We start from the raw sequence: 19,647 nt of genomic DNA, 5'->3' as shown, positions 1-19,647 counted from the left end.
TTGCACGACGCCTGCACCAGCACACGGGCTGTATCCTGATCCCCGGGAATACAGTCCAGGTGGACGCCCCCTCCGACGGAGGGGGCGTCTTCGCGCGTCCGACGGGCGAAGCCGCGCGGCAGGCCGGAGCCGTCGCGGGCCTGCGCCGGGATGTCGTCAGCTATCTGCAACGCAAGGGTCAGCCCCTCGGCGACGCCGAGGACGCGGTTCAGGAGGCCTTCGTCCGGTTCCACCGCGCCGGTCATGACCTGTCGTCTCCCGACGCCCGCCCGCTGCTGTTCGTCATCGCCCGCAACATCCAGAACGACCGATGGAAGGCCGCCGCGCGGGAGTCCCGCCGTCTGGTCGCCGAGAACGTCGAGACCCTGGACGCCGGTCCGCGCGCCATCGCCAGCGACGACCGCCCCGCCGACGACCGGCTGATCGGCCGGCAGAACCTGGCCGCCGCCGCCGCCGTGATCCGCGCCCTGCCCCAGCGCACGCGCGAGGCCTTCCTGATGCATCGCTTCGAGAACCAGACCTACCGCCAGATCGCGGCCAGGCTGGGCGTCTCGGTCAGCATGGTCGAGAAATACATCGCCGAAGCGCTCCGACAGCTGAAGATATCGGCGGAGGACTGAGGTGTTTGGCTTCCCCGTCGTTGTGAGTTGTGAAGCACATGCCGCGCACGCTGCGCGCGGTTGTCCCAACGAGAGATTCGCCCGTCCATGATCGACCGCCTGACCGCATTGTTCGCCCGCCGGCCGGAGGCGGCCGAGGACTGGCTGGCCCGCATGGGCCGGCCGGGCGTCAGCGCGCGCGAGCAGGACCGGTTCGCGGCCTGGCTGGAGGCCGATCCGGACAATCTGGACCGCTATGAAAACGCCAAGGCGCGGAGCGCGGGGCTGGAGCCGTTGCGCGGAGTCTTCGAGGCCGATCTGGCCCGGATTCGTTGGCGGCGCCGCGAACCCGCCCTGTCCCGGCGGCTCCTGCTGTCCGGCGGCCTGGTCGCCGCCGCCGCGGTCGGCGGCCTTCTGATGTGGCCCTCTCTGTCCGCGCCGACGGGGCGGCTGTACGAAAGCGCGCCCAGTCGGATTTCGGACGTCGTGCTGGACGACGGTTCGCGTGTGACGCTGGACGCCGGATCGGCGATCCGCGTGTCCCTCGACGACAAGGTGCGCCGCGTGACGCTGGAGCGCGGCGCGGCCTATTTCGAGGTGGCGCATGACGCCGGTCACCCGTTCCAGGTCGGGCTGATGGACCGCAATGTCATCGTCACCGGCACCCGTTTCGTGACCACGCTGAAGGGCAAGGCCGCCGAGGTCGCCCTGCTGGAGGGCCGGGTGGTCATCAGCGCCCGTGACGCCTCCGACGCCCGGTCCCTGGCGGACGGGGTGTCGATGGCGCCCGGAGATCAGGCCGTCTTCCGGCCCGGTGAACCGGTCGTCCGACACATCCGTGAAGACCTCGAGATCGCGACCGCCTGGCGCAAGCGCCGCCTGATCTTCCGCGACGCCCCCCTGTCGGAAGTCATCGCCGCGGCGTCCCGCTATTCCGACCGCCCGCTGACGATCGCGGATTCCCGGCTGGGCGCGCTGCGCGTCACCGCCATCCTGCCGCTTGACGGCGATCAGTCGCTGATCGACCGGATCGACGCCCTGCTGCCCGTGACAGTCGAACGGACGGCCGACGGCCGCGCCCTGGTCCGGGCCGAATAGGCGCTATCGCAGACCTGTCATGCCCGGGCTGTAAGGACACGCGGTTCCTTCCACCGTCACCTGACAGGGTCCCGCGCTTGGCTCCGACCGCCCGATCGCTGCCGGCGCGCAACGCGTGGCGCGCGCCAGGTCTGGCGGCGGCGCTGGCGCTTCTGGCGACGACGCCGGTCCATGCCCAGACGGCGGGGTCGCAGACCTTCGACATCCCCGCCCAAGATGCATCCTCGGCCCTGATCCAGCTCTGCGCCGTCGCCGATTGCGAACTGGCCTTCGTCCAGCGTCCGGGCGCCGCAATCCGCACGCGGGCCGTGCGTGGCCGCATGTCCTGGCGCACCGCCCTGGAACAGATGCTTCGCGGCACCGACCTGCGCCACCGGTTCATCGGAGCCCACGGCGTGCGCGTCTGGGCCGATCCCCGTCCACCCGTCGCTTCGCCACAGCGCCCCTCGCCTCCGCCCCCGGAGGACGAGCCGGTCGAGCTGGAAGCCGTCGTCGTCGTGGGCCGGCTGTCGGGGCAGATCGACGAAGCCCTGCGCCGCAAGCGCGAGGCGGACGTCATCTCCGATGTCGTCACGGCCGGGCGGATCGGCGACCTGCCCGCCGCCAACCTGGCCGAGGCCCTGCAACGCGCGCCCGGCGTGGCCGTCGAACGCGAGGTCGGCGAGGGCCAGTTCGTCAGCGTGCGCGGCCTCGGCCCGCTGTTCCAGTCGGTGACGTTGAACGGCGCTCCGGTGGCCTTCAACGAGAACATCCGCAACTCGACCCAGAGCGGACGCCAGTTCCGCTTCCGCGCCCTGTCTCCGGACCTCCTGGCCGGCGCCACCCTGTCCAAGTCGGCCACGCCGGACATGATCGACGGCGGCATCGGCTCGAACATCGACATCGAAACCATCGGCGGACTGGACGGCGAACCCTTCCTGACCGTGCGCATGGGGGGCGAAATGGAAGCCCACACCGACCGTGTGGGTCCGGAGGTGTCCATCGCCGGCCGGATGGTGTCGCCCGACGGCGACCTCGGCCTCGTCGGCGGCCTGGCCGAAGAGCAGCGGTCCGTGCGCTACGATCGCTTCCAGATCCAGCGGTACTACGACCTGCCGATCGGCGGAGCGACGGTCACGACGCCCAGCGATGTCCGCACCACCGTCGAACGGGAGGATCGGCGCCGACGCAGCGCCTTTCTCGGCTTGGACTGGCGCGCGACGCCCGATCTTCTGCTCGATTTCGACGGCCTGGTCTCCACCTTCGACAATGCGATCCGGGAGGACCGGCTCGTCTATATGCTCGGCGAGCGGCTGGCCCTGCCGGGCTCTACCGTCACCGTCCGGAATGGCGTCGTCACGGCCGCGACGGTCGAGAACGGCCGCATCGACAACAACACCGAGGTCTCGGATCAGTCGCACCTGAACCTCGCCGTCTCGTCCGGCGCGCGGATACGGATCGGCGAATGGCGGCTGGAGCCGCGCATCAGCGCCTCGTTGGCGCGGTCGGTGCTCGATACGCCGCTTGAGCGGATCTCGGCCCAGTCGCCGACAGGCGTCGCCTACGCCTTCGATCTGGGCGACGCCGTCGACAGCCGCAGGGCCGCCCGCCTGACCACCGGTCTGGACCTGACCGATCCGGGTCTGCTGCTGCCCCCCCGCCTGGCCGTCCGGGCCGTGGAGTCCCGGGACGACGATCTGACGGCCGTGATCGACGCCCGCCGTCCGCTCGACCGGACCCTGGGCGCGCTGCACCTGTCGGTCCTGCGGATCGGAGGCCAGTTCACGGACCGCAACCGTGACTACCAGCGCCGCGACCGGATGGCCGCGCTCCGGCCCGGCGTCATCCCGCCCTCCGAGGCCTACGGGATCATCACCCCCCGCGACGTGTTCGAACGCCTGATCGATGAACGCTCGACGCCGTGGACGGCGGCGGACTTCCGCTGGTTCCGGGAGGCCTTCATCCTGCCCGGCGAACGGGACGGCGTCGTCTTCCAGCCGGACGACCTGACGCCGAGCGGCGCCGACCTGCAGAACTCCTACGCCGTCGGCGAACGGGTCGCGGCCGCCTACGTCAGGCTGGACGTGGACACGGTCGGTCTGCGCTGGCCGATCTCGGGCAATTTCGGCCTTCGGGTGGTGGAGACACGCACCGAGGTCGAGGGGTCGATCCTGGGCATGAGCGGCGGCGCGATGGAGGTCCGGCCGGTGGCCTATGCCGGCTCGCACCGGATCTGGCTGCCCAGCGCCAATCTGACCCTCGATCTGGACGACGACAGCCTGCTGCGGTTCGCGGCGTCCCGGTCCATCACCCGACCGTCGTTGGCGGACCTCAGATCAGCGACCGTCCCGGCGAGCGTGCTCGTGTCGGCCATCTATGAGCGGGGGCAGGCCGAGATCGACGCACCCTCCCCCGGGATCATCTTCACCGGGGTCGGCGGCAATCCGCATCTGACGCCCTATGTCGCGACGAACCTTGATGTCTCCTACGAACTGACCCTGCCCCGCGGCGCGTTCAGCGTCGCCCTCTTCCACAAATCGATCGACGACTACGTCCAGACGCTGGCGGCGCCGGAAGTCTTGACGTTCGAGACCCGCGCCGGACCGCCGGTGCAGGCGACGGTCATGATGTCCCGGCCCCGCAATGTCGGCCGCGCCCGTGTCGACGGCATTGAAGTCGGCCTGCATCGGCGCTTCGCCACAGGCTTCGGCTTCTGGGCCAGCGCGACCTGGACCGATAGCCGCATCGAGGGTTCGGGAACGGATCTGCTGGGCGTTTCGGAGCTGTCGTATTCGATCAATCCGTTCTTCGAGCGCGACCGTCTGGCGGTCAATCTGTCCTGGTCCTGGCGCTCGGCCTTCCGGTCGGAGGCCGACATGCAGGGCGGCGGCGTGTCCAGCTTCGTGGTCGCTCCGGCCGGCTATCTGGACGCCCAGGCGACCTTCGATCTGACGGATCACGCCCAGATCGTACTGACCGCCTCGAACCTGACGGACACCGTCGATCAGGCCTGGGAGGGCTCGCCTGATCGCCTGCTGCAGCTCGGTCGGGCCGGTCCCGCCATGTCGCTGTCCTTCCGCTGGACCCTGTAGCCAGGCCTCGAATTTCCCACGGCAAATTACTGCCCGTGGACGGCCTCCATCGACCCTGCGCGCAAGAATTTTGCTTAACCCGCTTGTGCGGCGCAGCAAGGCGTGGTTTCCTGAGGCTCTTCTTCAGGAGCCACCGTGGCCAACCGCGCTTACACCGCTGACCGCAAGACCGCCGCCATGGCGATCGCGGCCGTGCGCGCGCCGTCGGTCGAACTCGCCCTGAACACCCTTATTCTCACGGTAATTCTTGTGCTGCTCTCCGGAGCGGTGTGGATGCACGTGACCTGACCTAACCCAACATCAGGATCGCCCGCAGCCACCCGCTCCCGAAAGGAAGCGGGTTTTTTGTTGTGCGCGGTCCGGACACCTCCGGAACCGACTTCGCCCATGACGCAAGATTTCACCCCGAACGACCGGCCACCGAACGCGAGAAGTCGCGCCGTCACGGCCGGTCCGAACCGCGCCGCGGCCCGCAGCTATCTGCGCGCCGCGGGCATGCAGGACGCCGACTTCGACAAGCCGATGATCGCGGTGGTCAACACCTGGTCGTCGGTCACGCCGTGCAATATGCACCTGGACCGCCTGGCCGCCGACGTGCGCGCCGGCATCGTCGCGGCGGGCGGCTATCCGGTCGATTTCAACACCATTGTCGTCACCGACGGCATCTCGATGGGCACGCCCGGGATGAAGGCCTCGCTGATCAGCCGCGAGGTCGTCGCCGACAGCATCGAACTGGCCGTCGAGGGTCACCAACTGGACGGCGTCATCTGCATCGTCGGTTGCGACAAGACCATCCCGGCCGCCGCCATGGCCCTGGCCCGCATGGATATCCCGGGTCTGGTCTACTACGGCGGCACGATCATGCCGGGGACCATCGGCACGAAGGAGGTCTCTGTTCAGGAGATCTTCGAGGCCATCGGCGCCCACGCCGCCGGCGCGCTGGATGACGCGGGCCTGAAGGCGGTCGAGACCGCCGTCTGCCCCGGCGCCGGCGCCTGCGGCGGCCAGTTCACCGCCAACACCATGGCCATGGCCCTGACGGTCATGGGCCTGTCGCCCATGGGCGCCAACGATGTCCCCGCCGTCGATCCGGCCAAGGCCGCCGAGGGCGAGCGTTGCGGCCGCCTGATCGTCGAGCGGGTCTTCGCCGGCGACAGCGCCCGCAAATACATCACCCGCGCCTCCTTGCGGAACGCCGCTGTCGCCGTCTCGGCCTCGGGCGGCTCGACCAACGCGGTCATGCACCTGACCGCCATCGCCGCCGAGGCGGGGGTCGAGTTCGGCGTCGAGGACTGCCACCAGGCCTGCGTCGACGCCCCGGTCATCTGCGACCTGAAGCCCGGCGGCCGCTTCCTGGCCTCGCACCTGTTCGCGGCGGGCGGCACCCGTCTGGTCACCCAGCGGATGGCGGCGGCGGGCAAGATCGTCAACGCCCCCACGGTCAGCGGTCGCAGCCTGTTCGCCGAAGCCGCCGAGGCCGAGGAAGCCCCCGGCCAGCAGGTCGTGGCGGACTTCGACGCCCCGATCATGGATCGCGGCAGCTACGCCGTCATCTACGGCGACGTCGCCCCGGACGGCGCGGTCATCAAGCTGACCGGCCACAAGGTTGATCGGTTCGAAGGCCCCGCCTGCGTCTTCGACAGCGAGGAAGACGCCTTCCACGCCGTTCAGGACGGCTCGGTCGGCGAAGGCGACGTCATCGTCATCCGCTACGAAGGGCCGAAGGGCGGCCCCGGCATGCGCGAGATGCTGCAGGTCACCGCCGCCCTGAAGGGCCGCGGCGTTCACAACATCGCCCTGATCACCGACGGCCGCTTCTCGGGCGCCAGCTACGGCTTCGTCGCCGGCCACGTCTCGCCCGAAGCCGCCGTCGGCGGCCCTATCGCTCTCATTCGCGACGGCGACCGCATCGCCATCGACGTCACCAACCGCCGGATCGACGTGGACGCCGATCTGGCGAAGCGCCGGGCGGGATTCGCCCCCAATCCGACCCGCCCGGCGCACGGAGTCTTCGCCAAATACCGCGCCTCGGTGGCCTCCGCCGCCCAGGGCGCCGTGACCATTCCCAACCCTCCCCCGGTTCAGCGCCCCGCTGAAACCGAAGCCCGATCCGCCCGAGAGGACGCCTGAACCATGGCCATCACGATCTACACCAACGACGACATTCGCCCCGGCGCCATCGCCGGCCAGCGCATCGCCATCATCGGCTATGGCTCGCAGGGCCGGGCCCACGCCCAGAACCTGAGGGACTCGGGCTTCGACGTGGTCGCCGGGGTCCGCGAGGGCGGCAAGGGCTGGCGCAACGCCACCGCCGATGGCGTCCCGACGGCCGAGCCCGCCGAGGCGGTCAAGGACGCGGACATCATCGCCATCCTGACCCCGGACATGATCCAGGCCGAGGTCTATCGCGACATCATCGAGCCCAACGCCAAACAGGGCGCGGCCATCCTGTTCGCCCACGGCTTCTCGATCATCTACGGCCGCATCACGCCGCGCGCCGACATGGACGTCATCCTGGTCGCGCCCAAGGGGCCCGGCGACCTGGTCCGCCGCGAGTACCAGCGCGGCCGCGGCGTCCCCTCCCTGTTCGCCATCGAACAGGACGCCACGGGCAAGGCCCGCGACCGCGCCATGGGCTACGCCAAGGGCAACGGCGGCGCGACCGGCGGCCTGCTGGAGACCACCTTCCGCGAAGAGACCGAGACCGACCTGTTCGGCGAGCAGGCCGTCCTGTGCGGCGGCGCCAAGGAGCTGGTCATGTCCGGGTTCAACACCCTGGTCGAGGCCGGCTACCAGCCCGAGATCGCCTACTTCGAGTGCATGCACGAGCTGAAGCTGATCGTGGACCTGTTCTACGAAGGCGGCATCACCAAGATGAACGAGTTCATCTCGGAGACGGCCAAATGGGGCTCGGTCAAGTCCGGCCCGCGCGTCATCACCGACGAGACCCGCGCCCGCATGAAGACCATCCTGGACGAGATCCAGTCGGGTCAGTTCGCCAGCGAATGGATCGCCGAGAACGAGGCGGGCAAGCCCCGCTACGACGCCTGGGTCAAGGCCGACGGCGAGCAACCCATCGAGATCACCGGGGCGAAGCTGCGCGAACGCATGGCCTGGCTGCACGCCCCCAAATCGGAAGCCGCCTGAGCCATGACCGCTTCCGCCGCCCGCATCCCCGAACCCGCCGCCGCCCCGAAAAGCGGCGCCCGCCTGCTGGTCTCCACCCTGGAGCGGCTGGGGGTGGAGGTCGTGTTCGGCTATCCGGGCGGCGCGATCATGCCCGTCTATGACGCCCTGGCCGGATCGTCGCTGCGCCACATCCTGGTCCGCCACGAACAGGCCGCCGCCTTCGCCGCCGACGCCTACGCCCGGCGCAGCGGCAAGGTCGGGGTCTGCATGGCCACCTCCGGCCCCGGCGCGACCAACCTGATCACCGGCATCGCCAATGCGATGATGGATTCCATCCCCATCGTCTGCATCACCGGCAACGTCGCCCAGGGCGTCATGGGCACCGACGCCTTCCAGGAGATCGACATCCTGGGCGTCACCCTGCCGATCGTGAAGCACTCCATCCTGGTCCGGGATCCCGCCGACATCCCGGCCGCGGTCGAGGAAGCCTTCCACATCGCCGCCTCGGGCCGGCCCGGGCCGGTCCTGATCGACCTGCCCAAGGACGTCCAGGTCGGCCAGACCAGCGAGGATTTCGGCTTCCACATTCCGAACGCGGTCACCCCCATCGACCACGACGCCATCGCCCGGGCGGCGGAGATGATCCGCGCCGCCGAGCGCCCGCTGATCTACATCGGCGGCGGAGTGAAGATCGGCCGCGCCGTCGAACAGGTCCGCGCCTTCGCCGACCAGACCGGCATCCCGTCGATCTCGACCCTGAACGCCCTGGGTACCGTCCCGACCGACGCCCCCGGCTTCCAGGGCATGCTGGGCATGCACGGCACGCGCGCCGCCAATGAGGCCGTGCAGGAGGCCGATCTGCTGATCGTGTTCGGCGCCCGGTTCGACGACCGCGCCACCGGCAAGCTGGCCGAGTTCGCGCCCCATGCCCGGGTCGTCCATTTCGACATCGACGCTTCCGAGATCGGCAAGCTGCGCGAGACCCATGTCGCCGTCGCGGGCGAAATCGCGCCGGGCGTCGAGGCCCTGTCCGCACACCTGTCGGGCACGCCGCTGGCCATCGACCCGTGGATGATCCGTTGCGACACGCGGGTCCGCCGAACCGCCTTCCGCTATGACGACGCGCCCGGTGAGGGCGTCTACGCCCCTGCCTTGCTGAAGGCGATCTCCGAAGCGGCGGGTGATGATTTCGTCGCCGCCTGCGATGTCGGCCAACACCAGATGTGGGCCGCCCAGCACTGCCGGTTCGCCAAGCCGGAAGCCCACATCACCTCGGGCGGACTGGGGGCCATGGGCTTCGGCCTGCCCGCCGGCATCGGCGCCAAGCTGTCCGACCCGGACGCCACGGTCGTGGTCATCGCGGGGGACGGCGGCTTCATGATGAACGTCCAGGAGCTGGCCACCCTGAAACGCTACGGCGTCGCGGTGAAGGTCCTGCTGCTGGACAACAGCTCGCTGGGCCTGGTCCGCCAGTGGCAGGAGCTGTTCTTCGACGGCAACTACTCGGAGATCGACCTGTCCGACAATCCGGACTTCGTGAAGGTCGCCGAGGCGTTCGGCATCGAGGCCTTCCGAATTAGTCGGCGCGAGGAGGTTCAGGCCGGGATCGCCCGCCTGCTGGCCGCCGACGGCCCCTGCCTCGCACACGTCATCATCGATCCCCGGGAGAACGTGTGGCCGCTGGTCCCGCCCGGAAAGAACAACGCCGAAATGATGGAAGGCGCCTGACCATGAGCACCGAAACCCTGCACCTGAACATTGACCGCGCCGACGGTTCGCTCCAGCGCCTGATCGGGCTGGTCGAGCGCCGCGGTTTCCACATCGACGGCATGACCCTGAGCGACGAAGGCCACGGTCGTCATGTCGAACTGGCCGTGCGCGGCCGCGACGCCGCCCGCTGCACCCAGACTCTGGGTCGTCAGATCGACAAGCTGTTCGGCGTCACCCGCATCGCCGCCCCCATCTCTGGCGCCACCTCGACCTTCCATCCCGAGGTAGCGGCATGACCAAGGTCCAACAGGCCGTCGCCGCCGATCCGAACAAGGTCGTCGTCTTCGACACCACCCTGCGCGACGGGGAACAGGCGCCCGGCTTCTCGATGAACCCGGACGACAAGGTCCGCATGGCCCATGTGCTGGCCGCGATGAAGGTCGACGTGATCGAGGCCGGTTTCGCCGCCGCCTCGCCCGGCGACGAGGAAGGCGTGCGCCGGGTGGTCGGCGAGGTGGAAGGCCCCGTCTTCTGCTCGCTGGCCCGCGCGAACGAGGCCGACATCGACGCCGCGTATCGCGGCCTGTCGGGCACGGACGAGCGTCGCATCCACATCTTCCTGGGCACCAGCCCGATCCATCGCTCGGCCAAGCTGAAGATGTCGAAGGCCGAGGTGCTGGCCGCCGCCGAGCGTTCGGTCGCCTACGCCCGCACCCGCTTCGAGGATGTGGAGTTCAGCCCCGAGGACGCCATCCGCACCGAGCCGGAGTTCCTGGCCGAAGTGTGCGAGGCCGCCGCCGCGGCGGGGGCCACCACCCTGAACATCCCAGACACCGTCGGCTATTCCACCCCCGGCGAGATCGCCGAGATCTACCGCAACCTGATGGCCGCCGTCCGCGTCCGCCATCCGCACGTGGTCTTCTCGGCCCACTGCCACGACGACCTGGGCATGGCCGTCGCCAACTCGCTGGCGGCGGTGGAAGCCGGCGCGCGTCAGGTCGAGGGCGCCATCAACGGCATCGGCGAGCGCGCGGGCAACGCCTCGATCGAGGAGATGGTCATGGCCATCCGCACCCGTTCGGACCGTTACGGGCTGCACACCGGCGTGGACGCCACCCACCTGGTCCGCGCCAGCCGCCTGCTGAGCGAGATCACCCACACCCCGGTGGTTCGCAACAAAGCCATCGTCGGCCTGAACGCCTTCGCCCACGAGGCGGGCATCCACCAGCACGGCATGATGGCCGATCCCTCGACCTACGAGATCATGCGGCCCCAGGACGTCGGCTTCGAAGGCACCTGGTTCGTGCTGGGCAAGCACTCGGGCCGCCACGCCGTCGCCAAGCGCGCCGAGGCGCTGGGCCAGCCGGTCAGCGGCCCGCACCTGGTCGCCGCCTTCGCCGGCTTCAAGCGCCGCGCCGACGAAATCGGCGAGATCAACGACCACGAATTGCTGGCGATCATCGAGGCCTCGCGCCCAGACGCCGCCCCCCGACAGGAGTATGCTTATGCGGCCGCTGGCTGAACATATCTGGGTCAACGGCGAGCTGACGCCCTGGGCCGACGCCAAGGTTCACGTGATGAGCCACGCGCTCCATTACGGCACCTCGGTGTTCGAGGGCATCCGTGTCTATGACACGCCGAACGGACCGTGCGGCTTCCGCCTGACCGACCACGTGCGCCGCCTGTTCGACAGCGCGCGGATGTACCATTTCCAGCTGCCCTACACGGAGGATGAACTGGTCGAGGCCTGTCGCGCCACCGTGCGTTCGACCGGGCTGAAGTCCGCCTACATCCGCCCCATCGCCTTCCTGGGCGCGTGCGGCATGGGGGTGACGCCCTCTCCCGACAACATGAACGTCGATGTGGCCGTCGCCGCCTTCCCGTGGGGGGCCTATCTGGGCGAGGAGGCGTTGGAGAAGGGCGTCGACGCCTGCGTCGCCTCATGGTCGCGTATCGCCCCCAACACCGTGCCCTCGGGCGCCAAGGCAGGCGGCAACTACCTGTCCTCCTATTTGATTGGGCGTGAGGCCCGCGTCGGCGGCTTCGGCGAGGGCATTGCGCTCGGCACCGACGGCCGCCTGTCCGAAGGCGCCGGCGAGAACCTGTTCCTGGTCAAGGACGGCGAGATCATCACCCCGCCTGCGGCCGCCTCCATCCTGATGGGCATCACCCGCGACAGCGTGCTGAAGCTGGCCCGCGGCCTGGGCTATGAGACCCGCGAGCAGATCTTGCCGCGCGAGGCCCTGTACGTCGCCGACGAGATCTTCATGACCGGCACCGCCGCCGAGATCACCCCGGTGCGCTCGGTCGACGGCATCCCGACCCGCGCCGCCGGTCCGGGGCCGGTGACCAAGGCCGTCAACGCCGCCTTCCGCGGCCTGTTCACCGGCGCCACGCCGGATCGTCACGGCTGGCTGGAGCCGATCAACGCGCCCGCCCCGGCTCCGCAGCGCGAGGCCGAATATGCCTGAGACCCTGTTCGAGAAAGTCTGGAACCGGCACGTGGTGCAGGCGGAAACGCCCGACGCCCCTGCGGTGCTCTACATCGACCTGCATCTGGTCCATGAGGTCACCAGCCCGCAGGCCTTCTCCGAAATCGAGAGCCGGGGCCTGAAGGTGCGCCGTCCGGACCGCACCTTCGCCACCCTGGACCACTCCACCCCCACCCTGCCCGCCGATGCGAGCGGCGAGCGGCCCTACTACACCCCCGCCTCGAAGACCCAGGTCGAGACGCTGGAAGCCAATTGCGAGCGCCACGGCGTCTCGCTGGCGGGCTGGGACTCGGCGGATCGGGGCGTGGTCCACGTCATGGGGCCCGAGCTGGGCCTGACCCAGCCGGGCATGACCGTCGTCTGCGGCGACAGCCACACCGCCACCCACGGCGCGTTCGGGGCCCTGGCCTTCGGCATCGGCACCTCCGAAGTCGGCCATGTGCTGGCCACCCAATGCCTGCTGCAGCGCAAGGCCAGGACCATGCGCGTCACCGTCTCCGGACAGCTGCAGCCCGGCGTCTCCGGCAAGGATGTAGCGCTCGCCGTCATCGCCCGCCTGGGCTTCGGCGGCGGCACCGGTTTCGTGGTCGAATATGCCGGCGAGGCCATCCGGTCGCTGGACATGGAAGGGCGGATGACCGTCTGCAACATGTCGATCGAGGCCGGCGCCCGCGCCGGCATGATCGCCCCCGACCAGACCACCGTCGGCTGGTTGAAGGGTCGCCAGCACGCGCCCTCCGGCACCGCCTGGGACCGCGCCGTCGCCGACTGGCTGTCGCTGGCCTCCGACGAGGGCGCGGCCTTCGACGCCGAGATCCACATCGACGGCGCCGCCATCCGGCCGATGGCCACCTGGGGCACGACGCCGGACGCGGGCTCCGCCATCGGCGAACCCGTCCCCGCCCCGCGCGACGCCTCCGGCGAGAAGGCGCTGGCCTATATGGGTTTCACCGCTGGCGAAGCCACGACGGCCCATCCGGTCGATGTGGTGTTCATCGGCAGTTGCACCAATGGCCGCCTGCCCGATCTGCGCGCCGCCGCCGAGGTGCTGCGCGGCCGCAAGGTGAAACCGGGCCTGCGCATGCTGGTGGTCCCCGGCTCCGAGGCCGTGCGCCGCGACGCCGAGGCGGAAGGGCTGCATACCGTCTTCACCGACGCCGGAGCTGAATGGCGCATCCCGGGATGTTCCATGTGCCTGGCCATGAACGGCGACATGGTCGCGCCGGGCCAGTTGGCCGTCTCCACCTCCAACCGCAATTTCGAGGGCCGTCAGGGGCCCGGCTCACGCACCATCCTGGCCAGCCCCGCGACCGCGGCGGCCACGGCGATCATGGGCGTGCTGACCGACCCGCGCGTGTTCCTGCAGGAGAAGGTCGATGCCTGACCCGTTCAAGACCCTGACCTCGAAGGCCGTCGTCCTGTCACAGTCGAACATCGACACCGACCAGATCATCCCCGGTCGCTTCCTGAGCACCACCAGCCGCGAGGGTCTGGGGGCCTGGGCCTTCTATGACTGGCGCTACGAAGCCGACGGTTCGCCCAAGCCCGAAGCCATCCTGAATCGCATCGACCCGACCGAGCGCCGCATCCTGCTGGCGGGCCGCAATTTCGCCTGCGGCTCATCGCGCGAGCATGCTCCGTGGGCTCTGATGGACTACGGCTTCCGGGCCGTGGTCTCGACCGAGATCGCCGACATCTTCACCTCCAACGCCCTGAAGAACGGCTTCCTGCCCATCGTCGTCGATCAGGCGACCTGGGATGATCTCGCCGCCCATCCCGACCAGCCGATCACCATCGACCTGGAAACCTCCGCCATCCAGCGTGGCAATGCACAGCCTGTCGCGTTCGCCGTGGAGAGTTTCGCGCGCCAGTGCCTGCTCGACGGGGTCGACACCCTCGGCTGGCTGCAAGCCCGCATGCCCGCCATCGAAGCCTTTGAACGCCAGAAAGAAACCGTCTGATGCCCTCCCCCAAGACCTATGACATCGTCGTCCTGCCCGGCGACGGCGTCGGCCCCGAAGTGACCCATGCGGCGAAGGCCGTGCTGACGGTCATCGGCGATTTCTATGGCCATGAGTTCCGCTTCCACGAGCATCTGATCGGCGGGGCCGGCATCGACGCCGTCGGCGATCCCTTGCCGCAGGAGACCGTCGACGCCTGTCTGGCCGCCGACGCGGTGCTGCTGGGCGCCGTGGGCGGACCGCAGTGGGACGGCGGCAAGCGTCGTCCTGAAGAGGGGCTGTTGGGCCTGCGCAAGGCCATGGGCCTGTACGCCAACCTGCGCCCGCTGCAGGTCTCGCCGGTCCTGGCCCACCGCTCGCCGCTGAAGAAGGAGATCGTCGAGGGCGTCGACCTGATCGTCTTCCGCGAGCTGACCGGTGGCATCTATTTCGGGGAAAAGACCCGCACCGCCGACCGCGCCACCGACCTGTGCGAATACACCGTCGGCGAGGTCGAGCGCGTCGCCCGCGCCGCCTTCCAGACCGCCCAGCAGCGGCGCGGCAAGGTCACCTCGGTCGACAAGGCCAACGTCATGGAGACCAGCCGCCTGTGGCGCGAGGTCGTGACCCGCATCCACGCCGAGGAGTTCCCGCGCATCGAGCTGGAGCACGCCCTGGTCGACTCCATGGCCATGCATCTGATCCGCAAGCCGCGCGAGTACGACGTCATCCTGACCGAGAACATGTTCGGCGACATCCTGTCGGACGAGATCTCGGTGCTGGGCGGCTCCATCGGCCTGCTGCCCTCGGCCTCGCTGGGGTCCGGCGGTCCGGGACTGTTCGAACCGATCCACGGCTCGGCCCCCGACATCGCCGGCCAGGACAAGGCCAATCCGGTCGGGACCATCCTGTCCGCCGCCCTGCTGCTGCGTCACAGCCTGGGGCTGGAGGACGAGGCCGGCTCCATCGAGGCCGCCTGCGCCGCCGTCCTGTCGGCCGGAGCGGTCACCGCCGATCTGGGCGGGACCCTGGGCACCCGCGACGCCGCCAACGCAGTGATCGATGGCATCCGGGCGATCCACTGGGCCGCCGCCCATCGCGTCCAGATGCACTGGGCCTGAGGAAGAAACCGTGCCTTCGCCGCCGCAAATCCAGGGCGACGGCGCAATTTTTCACCTTTCACTTGACGGACCCCGCCCTTGTCCGTCAGCCTTCTCCCGAACTTGAACTGAGCAGGTCCGCCGTGAACCGCCTCGACGCCCGCACCGCCATCGCCTCGACCGCCTCGTGCGGCGGCGCGACCGTGCGCGTCATTGGTACCACCGGTATGACCACCACCACGCCTCCGGCGGGGACAGGTTAGCGCGCACCGAAAGCTCAGGAACGCAAAAACCCAACCCCGCCCGGATCGCTCCGGGCGGGGTTTTTCTTTTCTCCCCCTCACCTCCTCGAAAGACCCCTCTCATGTCCGCCCAGTTCGCCGTCCTTGAACGCCCCGTATCCGCCGTCGCCGCCTCGCCCGAGGTCGTCGTCATGAAGTTCGGCAGCTCCGTGCTGGTTGATCCCGCCGACGCGCCCAAGGTCGCCTCCGACATCTACGCCGAAGTCCGACGCGGTCGCCGGGTAGTGGCGGTGGTGTCCGCCCTCGCCGGTGAGACGGACCGCCTGCTGGCCGAGGCCAGGGCGCTGGGTCTCGCCCACGACAACAGCATCCTCCCCGCCTATGTCGTGCAGGGCGAGGAACGCTCCGCAGCCCTCGTCGCCCTCGCCTGCGACCGGGTCGGCCTCAGCGCCGCGACCCTGTCGGTCCGACAGCTCGGCCTCGTCGCCGAGGGACCGTGCGAGCACGCCCGCCCGATCTCGCTGGACCGCGCCGCCCTCGACCGCGCCCTGCTGAAGCATGAAGTGGTGGTCGTCCCCGGCTTCGGCGCCCTGTCGCCCGCCGGCGACGTGGTCCTGCTGGGCCGGGGCGGGTCGGACCTGACCGCCCTGTTCCTCGCCGCCGAACTGGAGCTCGACAGTGTCCAGTTGGTGAAGGACGTGGACGGCCTCTACGACCGGGACCCCAACGTCCATGCCGACGCCCGCCGCTACGACCAGGCCAGCTGGGCCGAGGCCAAGGCGCTGGGCGGCGGCCTGGTCCAGCCCGACGCGCTGGATCTCGCCGAGGCGCGCCGCCTCAAGGTCGAGGTGCGCAACTATCTGGACGGTCACCGCACGGTCGTCGGACCGGTCGGCGCCCCGCCCCGGGTCGCGCCGCCGCATCGCCGCCTGCGCGTCGCCGTGGCCGGCTGCGGCGTGGTCGGCGGCGGCGCCCTGGCCCGCTTGCTGGTCGATCCGCGTCTGGACGTGGTCGGCGTGCTGGTCCGCGATCCGTCCAAACCACGCGACGTGCCCGGGGCCACCGACGCCCGCCTCGCCCCCCTGCTGGTCTCCAGTCCCGACGCCCTGCTGGCGCGCAACCCGGACATCGTGCTGGAAGCCCTGTCCGAAGCGGCCGCCGGTCATGCGGTGATCCGCGCCGCCCTGTCGCGCGGCGTCGACGTGGCCACGGCCAACAAGCAGGCCGTCAGCGTCGATCCCGCCGGACTGCTGGCCCTGGCGGAGGCCAATGGCGCGACGCTGTTGTGGTCGGCCTCCGTCGGTGGCGGCGTGCCCATGGTCGAGGCCGTGCGCGCGGCCCGCGCCGACGCCCCGGTCGCCGCCTTCGAGGCCGTGCTGAACGGCACCGTCAACTTCATGCTCGCCCGCCTCGGCGAGGGCGCGTCCTTCGATCAGGCGCTTTCCGAGGCCCGCGCCGCCGGCTTCGCGGAGGAGGATCCGTCGTCTGACCTGGAAGGTCTCGACGCCCTGGCCAAGGTTCGCCTGCTGGCCTTCGAGGCCTTCGGCCTCATGCCAGAGGAAGCCGACATCCCCCGTGACGTGCTCGATCCCGCCGCCCTGCCGCCCGCCGGCGCGCGTCAACTCTGTCGCTGCGAGCTGAAAGACGGCAAGCTGATCGCCAGCGTGCAGCTGGTTTCGGGTCCGCTCGATCCGCTGTTCGCGGAGTTGAAGGGAGAGGGCAACGCCTTGAAGGTCATCTCGCACGACGGATCCGCGGTGCGCCGCCGGGGGCGCGGCGCCGGGCGCTGGGCCACGGCCGAAAGCCTGCTGGCCGACCTGTCCGACCTCGCCGCCGCCCGCCTCGTCGAGCCCGCCTGACCATGGCCGTCTTCACCCCCGTCGGGGAGGCCGACGCCGAGCCCTTCATTAGTCGCTACGGGCTGGGCCTCGTCGCGCTCACGCCCATCGCCGAAGGAGTGGAGAACACCAACTACCGGCTGAATACGAACAAGGGCCGGTTCGTCCTGACCCTGTTCGAGAACCGCACCGACGCGGCGTCCCTGCCTTTTTGCCTGGGCCTGACCGCCCATGCCGCCGACAAGGGCCTGCCCGCCGCCCGTGCCCTGATCAACAGCGAGAGTGAGGCGGTCGGCGCGCTGAACGGTCGCCCCGCCGCGGTCCTCGAATGGCTGCCCGGAGACTGGAAACGCGATCCATCACCGCAGGATCAGAGACGCGCGGGCGAACTGCTGGCCCGGCTGCATCTGGCCGCCGCCGACTTCCCGCTCGAGCGCGTCGATCCCGTCGGCCCCGCCGCGCGCCGGGCCCTGTTCGAGCGCAGCCTCACCCGCGCCGACGCCGCCGATCGCCTGTTGCTGGACCGGATGGCGCCGTGGGTGGTGGGCGCGACGCCAGATCCCGCCGCCGGCTTGCCACGCGGGCCGATCCACGCCGACTACTTCCCCGACAACCTGCTGTTCGAGGGCGAAGCCCCCAGCGGCCTGATCGACTTCTATTTCGCCTGCACCGGCGCCTACGCCTACGACCTGGCCATCGCCCTGTCGGCCTGGGGCTTCGACGCCGACGGCCACCCCCTGCCGGCGGCCCTCGCCGCCTTCCGCGACGGTTATGAGTCCGTGCGTCCGTTGACCCCGGCGGAGGACGCCGCCCTGCCCGCGCTCGGCGCCGTCGCCGCCGTGCGGTTCACCCTGACGCGCCTGCATGACCGCCTGTTCCACGACCCGACGCGCCTGGTCACGCCCAAGGACCCCACGCCCTTCCTGCGGCGGCTGGACTGGTGGACGGAGCAGGCTGCGCTGGCGGCTTAGGTTCTCTCCCTCCCCTCATGGGGAGGGAGAAGAATCATCCGATCGCCGCCAGCACGGCGTCCAGCGTCGCATCCACCGTCTCGAACCGCTCGGTCCGGCCTTCCAGGCCCTGTAGTTGCGGCGGGCGTTCCGGCGCGAAGCCCAGCGCGGCCTCGACGCTGTCGGGGAATTTCGCCGGATGCGCGGTCGACAACGCCACCACCGGCCCCGACCGCTCGACGCGCCGCGCCGCATGCAAGGCCACGGCGGTGTGCGGGCAGATCACCCGCCCGTTCTCGCGCCAGGTCCGCTGCATCTCCGCCACCGTCTCCGCCTCGCTGACCGACACCGCCGACACCTCGCGCCGAAGCGCCGCCAGCACGTCGTCCGGCAGGGTCACCCGGCCCTGTCTGGCGAAGTCCTCGAACAGGCCGCGCGTCAGGTCGGCGTCGCGGCCCGTGGCCTCGAACAGCAACCGCTCGAAATTGGAGGGCGCCTGCACGTCCATGCTGACGCTGGCGGTCGGCTCGGCCTGGGTCCGCTCATAGACGCCGGTGTGCAGCGCCCGCACCAGGGCGTCATTGCGGTTGGTCGCCGCCACCAGATCGCCGATGGGCAGGCCGCACTGACGCGCGACCCAGCCGGCGAAGGCGTCGCCGAAATTCCCGGTCGGCACCACATAAGTCGCCGGCTCCGCCAGCCGTGAGGCCGCGGCGGCATAGTAGGGCGCCTGTCCGGACAGCCGGGCCCAGTTGATCGAATTGACCGAGCTGACGCGCCGGTCGGCCTTCAACGCTGATACGCCCAGCAGGGCCTTCACCAGCCGCTGGCAGTCGTCGAAGTCGCCGCGGACCGCCAGGTTCAGCACATTGGATGCGCCGGTCGTCGTCATCTGCAGCCGCTGCATCGGCGACACCCGGCCCAGCGGATGCAGGACCACCAGATCGATCCGGTCCGCGCCGGCGAAGGCGTTGACCGCCGCCGCGCCCGTGTCGCCGCTGGTCGCGGTCAGCAGCAGCAGTCGCTCGCCCGACGCCGCCAGCAGGCTCTCGGCCATTCCGGCCACCAGCTGCATGGCCAGGTCCTTGAACGCCGCCGTCGGCCCATGAAACAGTTCCAGCACATGCAGGCCCGGCTCCAGCTCGACCAGCGGGACCACGTCGGGATGCAGGAAGCGGTCCTGCACCCGCCGCGCGGCGGCCGCCAACGCACCCGCGGGCAGGGCCTCGCCGACGAACGGGGTCAGCAGGCGGGTCGCGATCGTCGCATAGTCCGCCTCGCCCGCCGTCAGCTCCGCCAGAGCCAGATTCGGCCAGCGCGACGGCGCGAACAGGCCGCCGTCGGGCGCGATGCCGTTGATCACCGTGCCGGCGAAATCGGTCAGGGGTGAGCGGCCGCGGGTGCTGACGTAGGACAGGGACATGATCCCTTCGTCGGCAACTCCGGCGCGCCCGTCAATGACGGACAGGCGCGCCGGG

The 19,647-nt window shown here is 70.1% G+C and carries 16 protein-coding genes; 15 read left to right on the top strand and 1 reads right to left on the bottom strand.

Annotation, left to right across the window (positions count from 1 at the left end; genetic code table 11):
• Positions 1-59 precede the first annotated feature (59 nt).
• The 15 genes from AC1RRF_RS02675 (at position 60) to AC1RRF_RS02605 (ending at position 18,190) form a co-directional block, all read left to right on the top strand.
• The gene (locus tag AC1RRF_RS02675; RefSeq protein WP_492832566.1) at positions 60-620 is read left to right on the top strand and encodes an RNA polymerase sigma factor; all 561 of its coding nucleotides are present in this window, start codon (positions 60-62) and stop codon (positions 618-620) included.
• Between the two features lie 87 nt (positions 621-707).
• The gene (locus AC1RRF_RS02670) at positions 708-1,697 is read left to right on the top strand and encodes a FecR family protein (RefSeq protein WP_492832564.1); all 990 of its coding nucleotides are present in this window, start codon (positions 708-710) and stop codon (positions 1,695-1,697) included.
• Between the two features lie 77 nt (positions 1,698-1,774).
• Entirely contained in the window at positions 1,775-4,768 is a 2,994-nt protein-coding gene (locus tag AC1RRF_RS02665; protein WP_492832562.1) for a TonB-dependent receptor, read from the top strand.
• Between the two features lie 135 nt (positions 4,769-4,903).
• On the top strand, positions 4,904-5,056 hold the full coding sequence (locus AC1RRF_RS02660; protein WP_492832560.1) for a hypothetical protein: 153 nt from the start codon (positions 4,904-4,906) through the stop codon (positions 5,054-5,056).
• Between the two features lie 99 nt (positions 5,057-5,155).
• Positions 5,156-6,898 (top strand): dihydroxy-acid dehydratase, encoded by a 1,743-nt coding sequence (gene ilvD / locus AC1RRF_RS02655; protein ID WP_492832558.1) that lies wholly within the window; start codon positions 5,156-5,158, stop codon positions 6,896-6,898.
• A 9-nt stretch (positions 6,899-6,907) separates the two neighbouring features.
• The gene (gene ilvC, locus AC1RRF_RS02650) at positions 6,908-7,915 is read left to right on the top strand and encodes a ketol-acid reductoisomerase (protein ID WP_492834129.1); all 1,008 of its coding nucleotides are present in this window, start codon (positions 6,908-6,910) and stop codon (positions 7,913-7,915) included.
• A gap of 3 nt (positions 7,916-7,918) precedes the next feature.
• On the top strand, positions 7,919-9,625 hold the full coding sequence (gene ilvG / locus AC1RRF_RS02645; RefSeq protein WP_492832555.1) for an acetolactate synthase 2 catalytic subunit: 1,707 nt from the start codon (positions 7,919-7,921) through the stop codon (positions 9,623-9,625).
• A 2-nt stretch (positions 9,626-9,627) separates the two neighbouring features.
• Positions 9,628-9,903: an ACT domain-containing protein gene (locus tag AC1RRF_RS02640; protein ID WP_492832553.1), complete on the top strand. Its 276-nt coding sequence runs from the start codon at positions 9,628-9,630 to the stop codon at positions 9,901-9,903.
• A complete protein-coding gene (locus AC1RRF_RS02635; protein ID WP_492832551.1) occupies positions 9,900-11,129 on the top strand; it encodes a 2-isopropylmalate synthase in 1,230 nt (409 codons plus the stop codon). The genes AC1RRF_RS02640 and AC1RRF_RS02635 overlap by 4 nt, the downstream gene beginning before the upstream one ends.
• The gene (locus AC1RRF_RS02630) at positions 11,113-12,078 is read left to right on the top strand and encodes a branched-chain amino acid transaminase (protein ID WP_492832549.1); all 966 of its coding nucleotides are present in this window, start codon (positions 11,113-11,115) and stop codon (positions 12,076-12,078) included. The genes AC1RRF_RS02635 and AC1RRF_RS02630 overlap by 17 nt, the downstream gene beginning before the upstream one ends.
• Positions 12,071-13,483 carry a 3-isopropylmalate dehydratase large subunit gene (gene leuC, locus AC1RRF_RS02625; RefSeq protein ID WP_492832547.1) on the top strand — a complete coding sequence of 471 codons (1,413 nt, stop codon included), beginning with the start codon at positions 12,071-12,073 and terminating at the stop codon, positions 13,481-13,483. Before AC1RRF_RS02630 ends, leuC begins: the two co-directional genes overlap by 8 nt.
• Entirely contained in the window at positions 13,476-14,060 is a 585-nt protein-coding gene (gene leuD / locus AC1RRF_RS02620; protein WP_492832545.1) for a 3-isopropylmalate dehydratase small subunit, read from the top strand. The genes leuC and leuD overlap by 8 nt, the downstream gene beginning before the upstream one ends.
• Positions 14,060-15,160: a 3-isopropylmalate dehydrogenase gene (leuB, locus tag AC1RRF_RS02615; RefSeq protein ID WP_291837214.1), complete on the top strand. Its 1,101-nt coding sequence runs from the start codon at positions 14,060-14,062 to the stop codon at positions 15,158-15,160. Before leuD ends, leuB begins: the two co-directional genes overlap by 1 nt.
• A 343-nt stretch (positions 15,161-15,503) precedes the next feature.
• Complete coding sequence (locus AC1RRF_RS02610) at positions 15,504-17,240, top strand: amino acid kinase family protein (RefSeq protein ID WP_492832543.1); 1,737 nt, start codon at positions 15,504-15,506, stop codon at positions 17,238-17,240.
• 2 nt (positions 17,241-17,242) lie between these two features.
• Positions 17,243-18,190 (top strand): homoserine kinase, encoded by a 948-nt coding sequence (locus AC1RRF_RS02605; RefSeq protein ID WP_492832541.1) that lies wholly within the window; start codon positions 17,243-17,245, stop codon positions 18,188-18,190.
• 34 nt (positions 18,191-18,224) lie between these two features.
• On the opposite strand, the gene thrC is transcribed toward AC1RRF_RS02605, so the two are convergent.
• Positions 18,225-19,592: a threonine synthase gene (thrC, locus tag AC1RRF_RS02600; RefSeq protein WP_492832539.1), complete on the bottom strand. Its 1,368-nt coding sequence runs from the start codon at positions 19,590-19,592 to the stop codon at positions 18,225-18,227.
• Between the last annotated feature and the right edge of the window lie 55 nt (positions 19,593-19,647).

Source organism: Brevundimonas sp. GW821-FHT12C05 (assembly GCF_058807475.1).
This window is presented reverse-complemented; position numbering and strand designations above follow the sequence as displayed.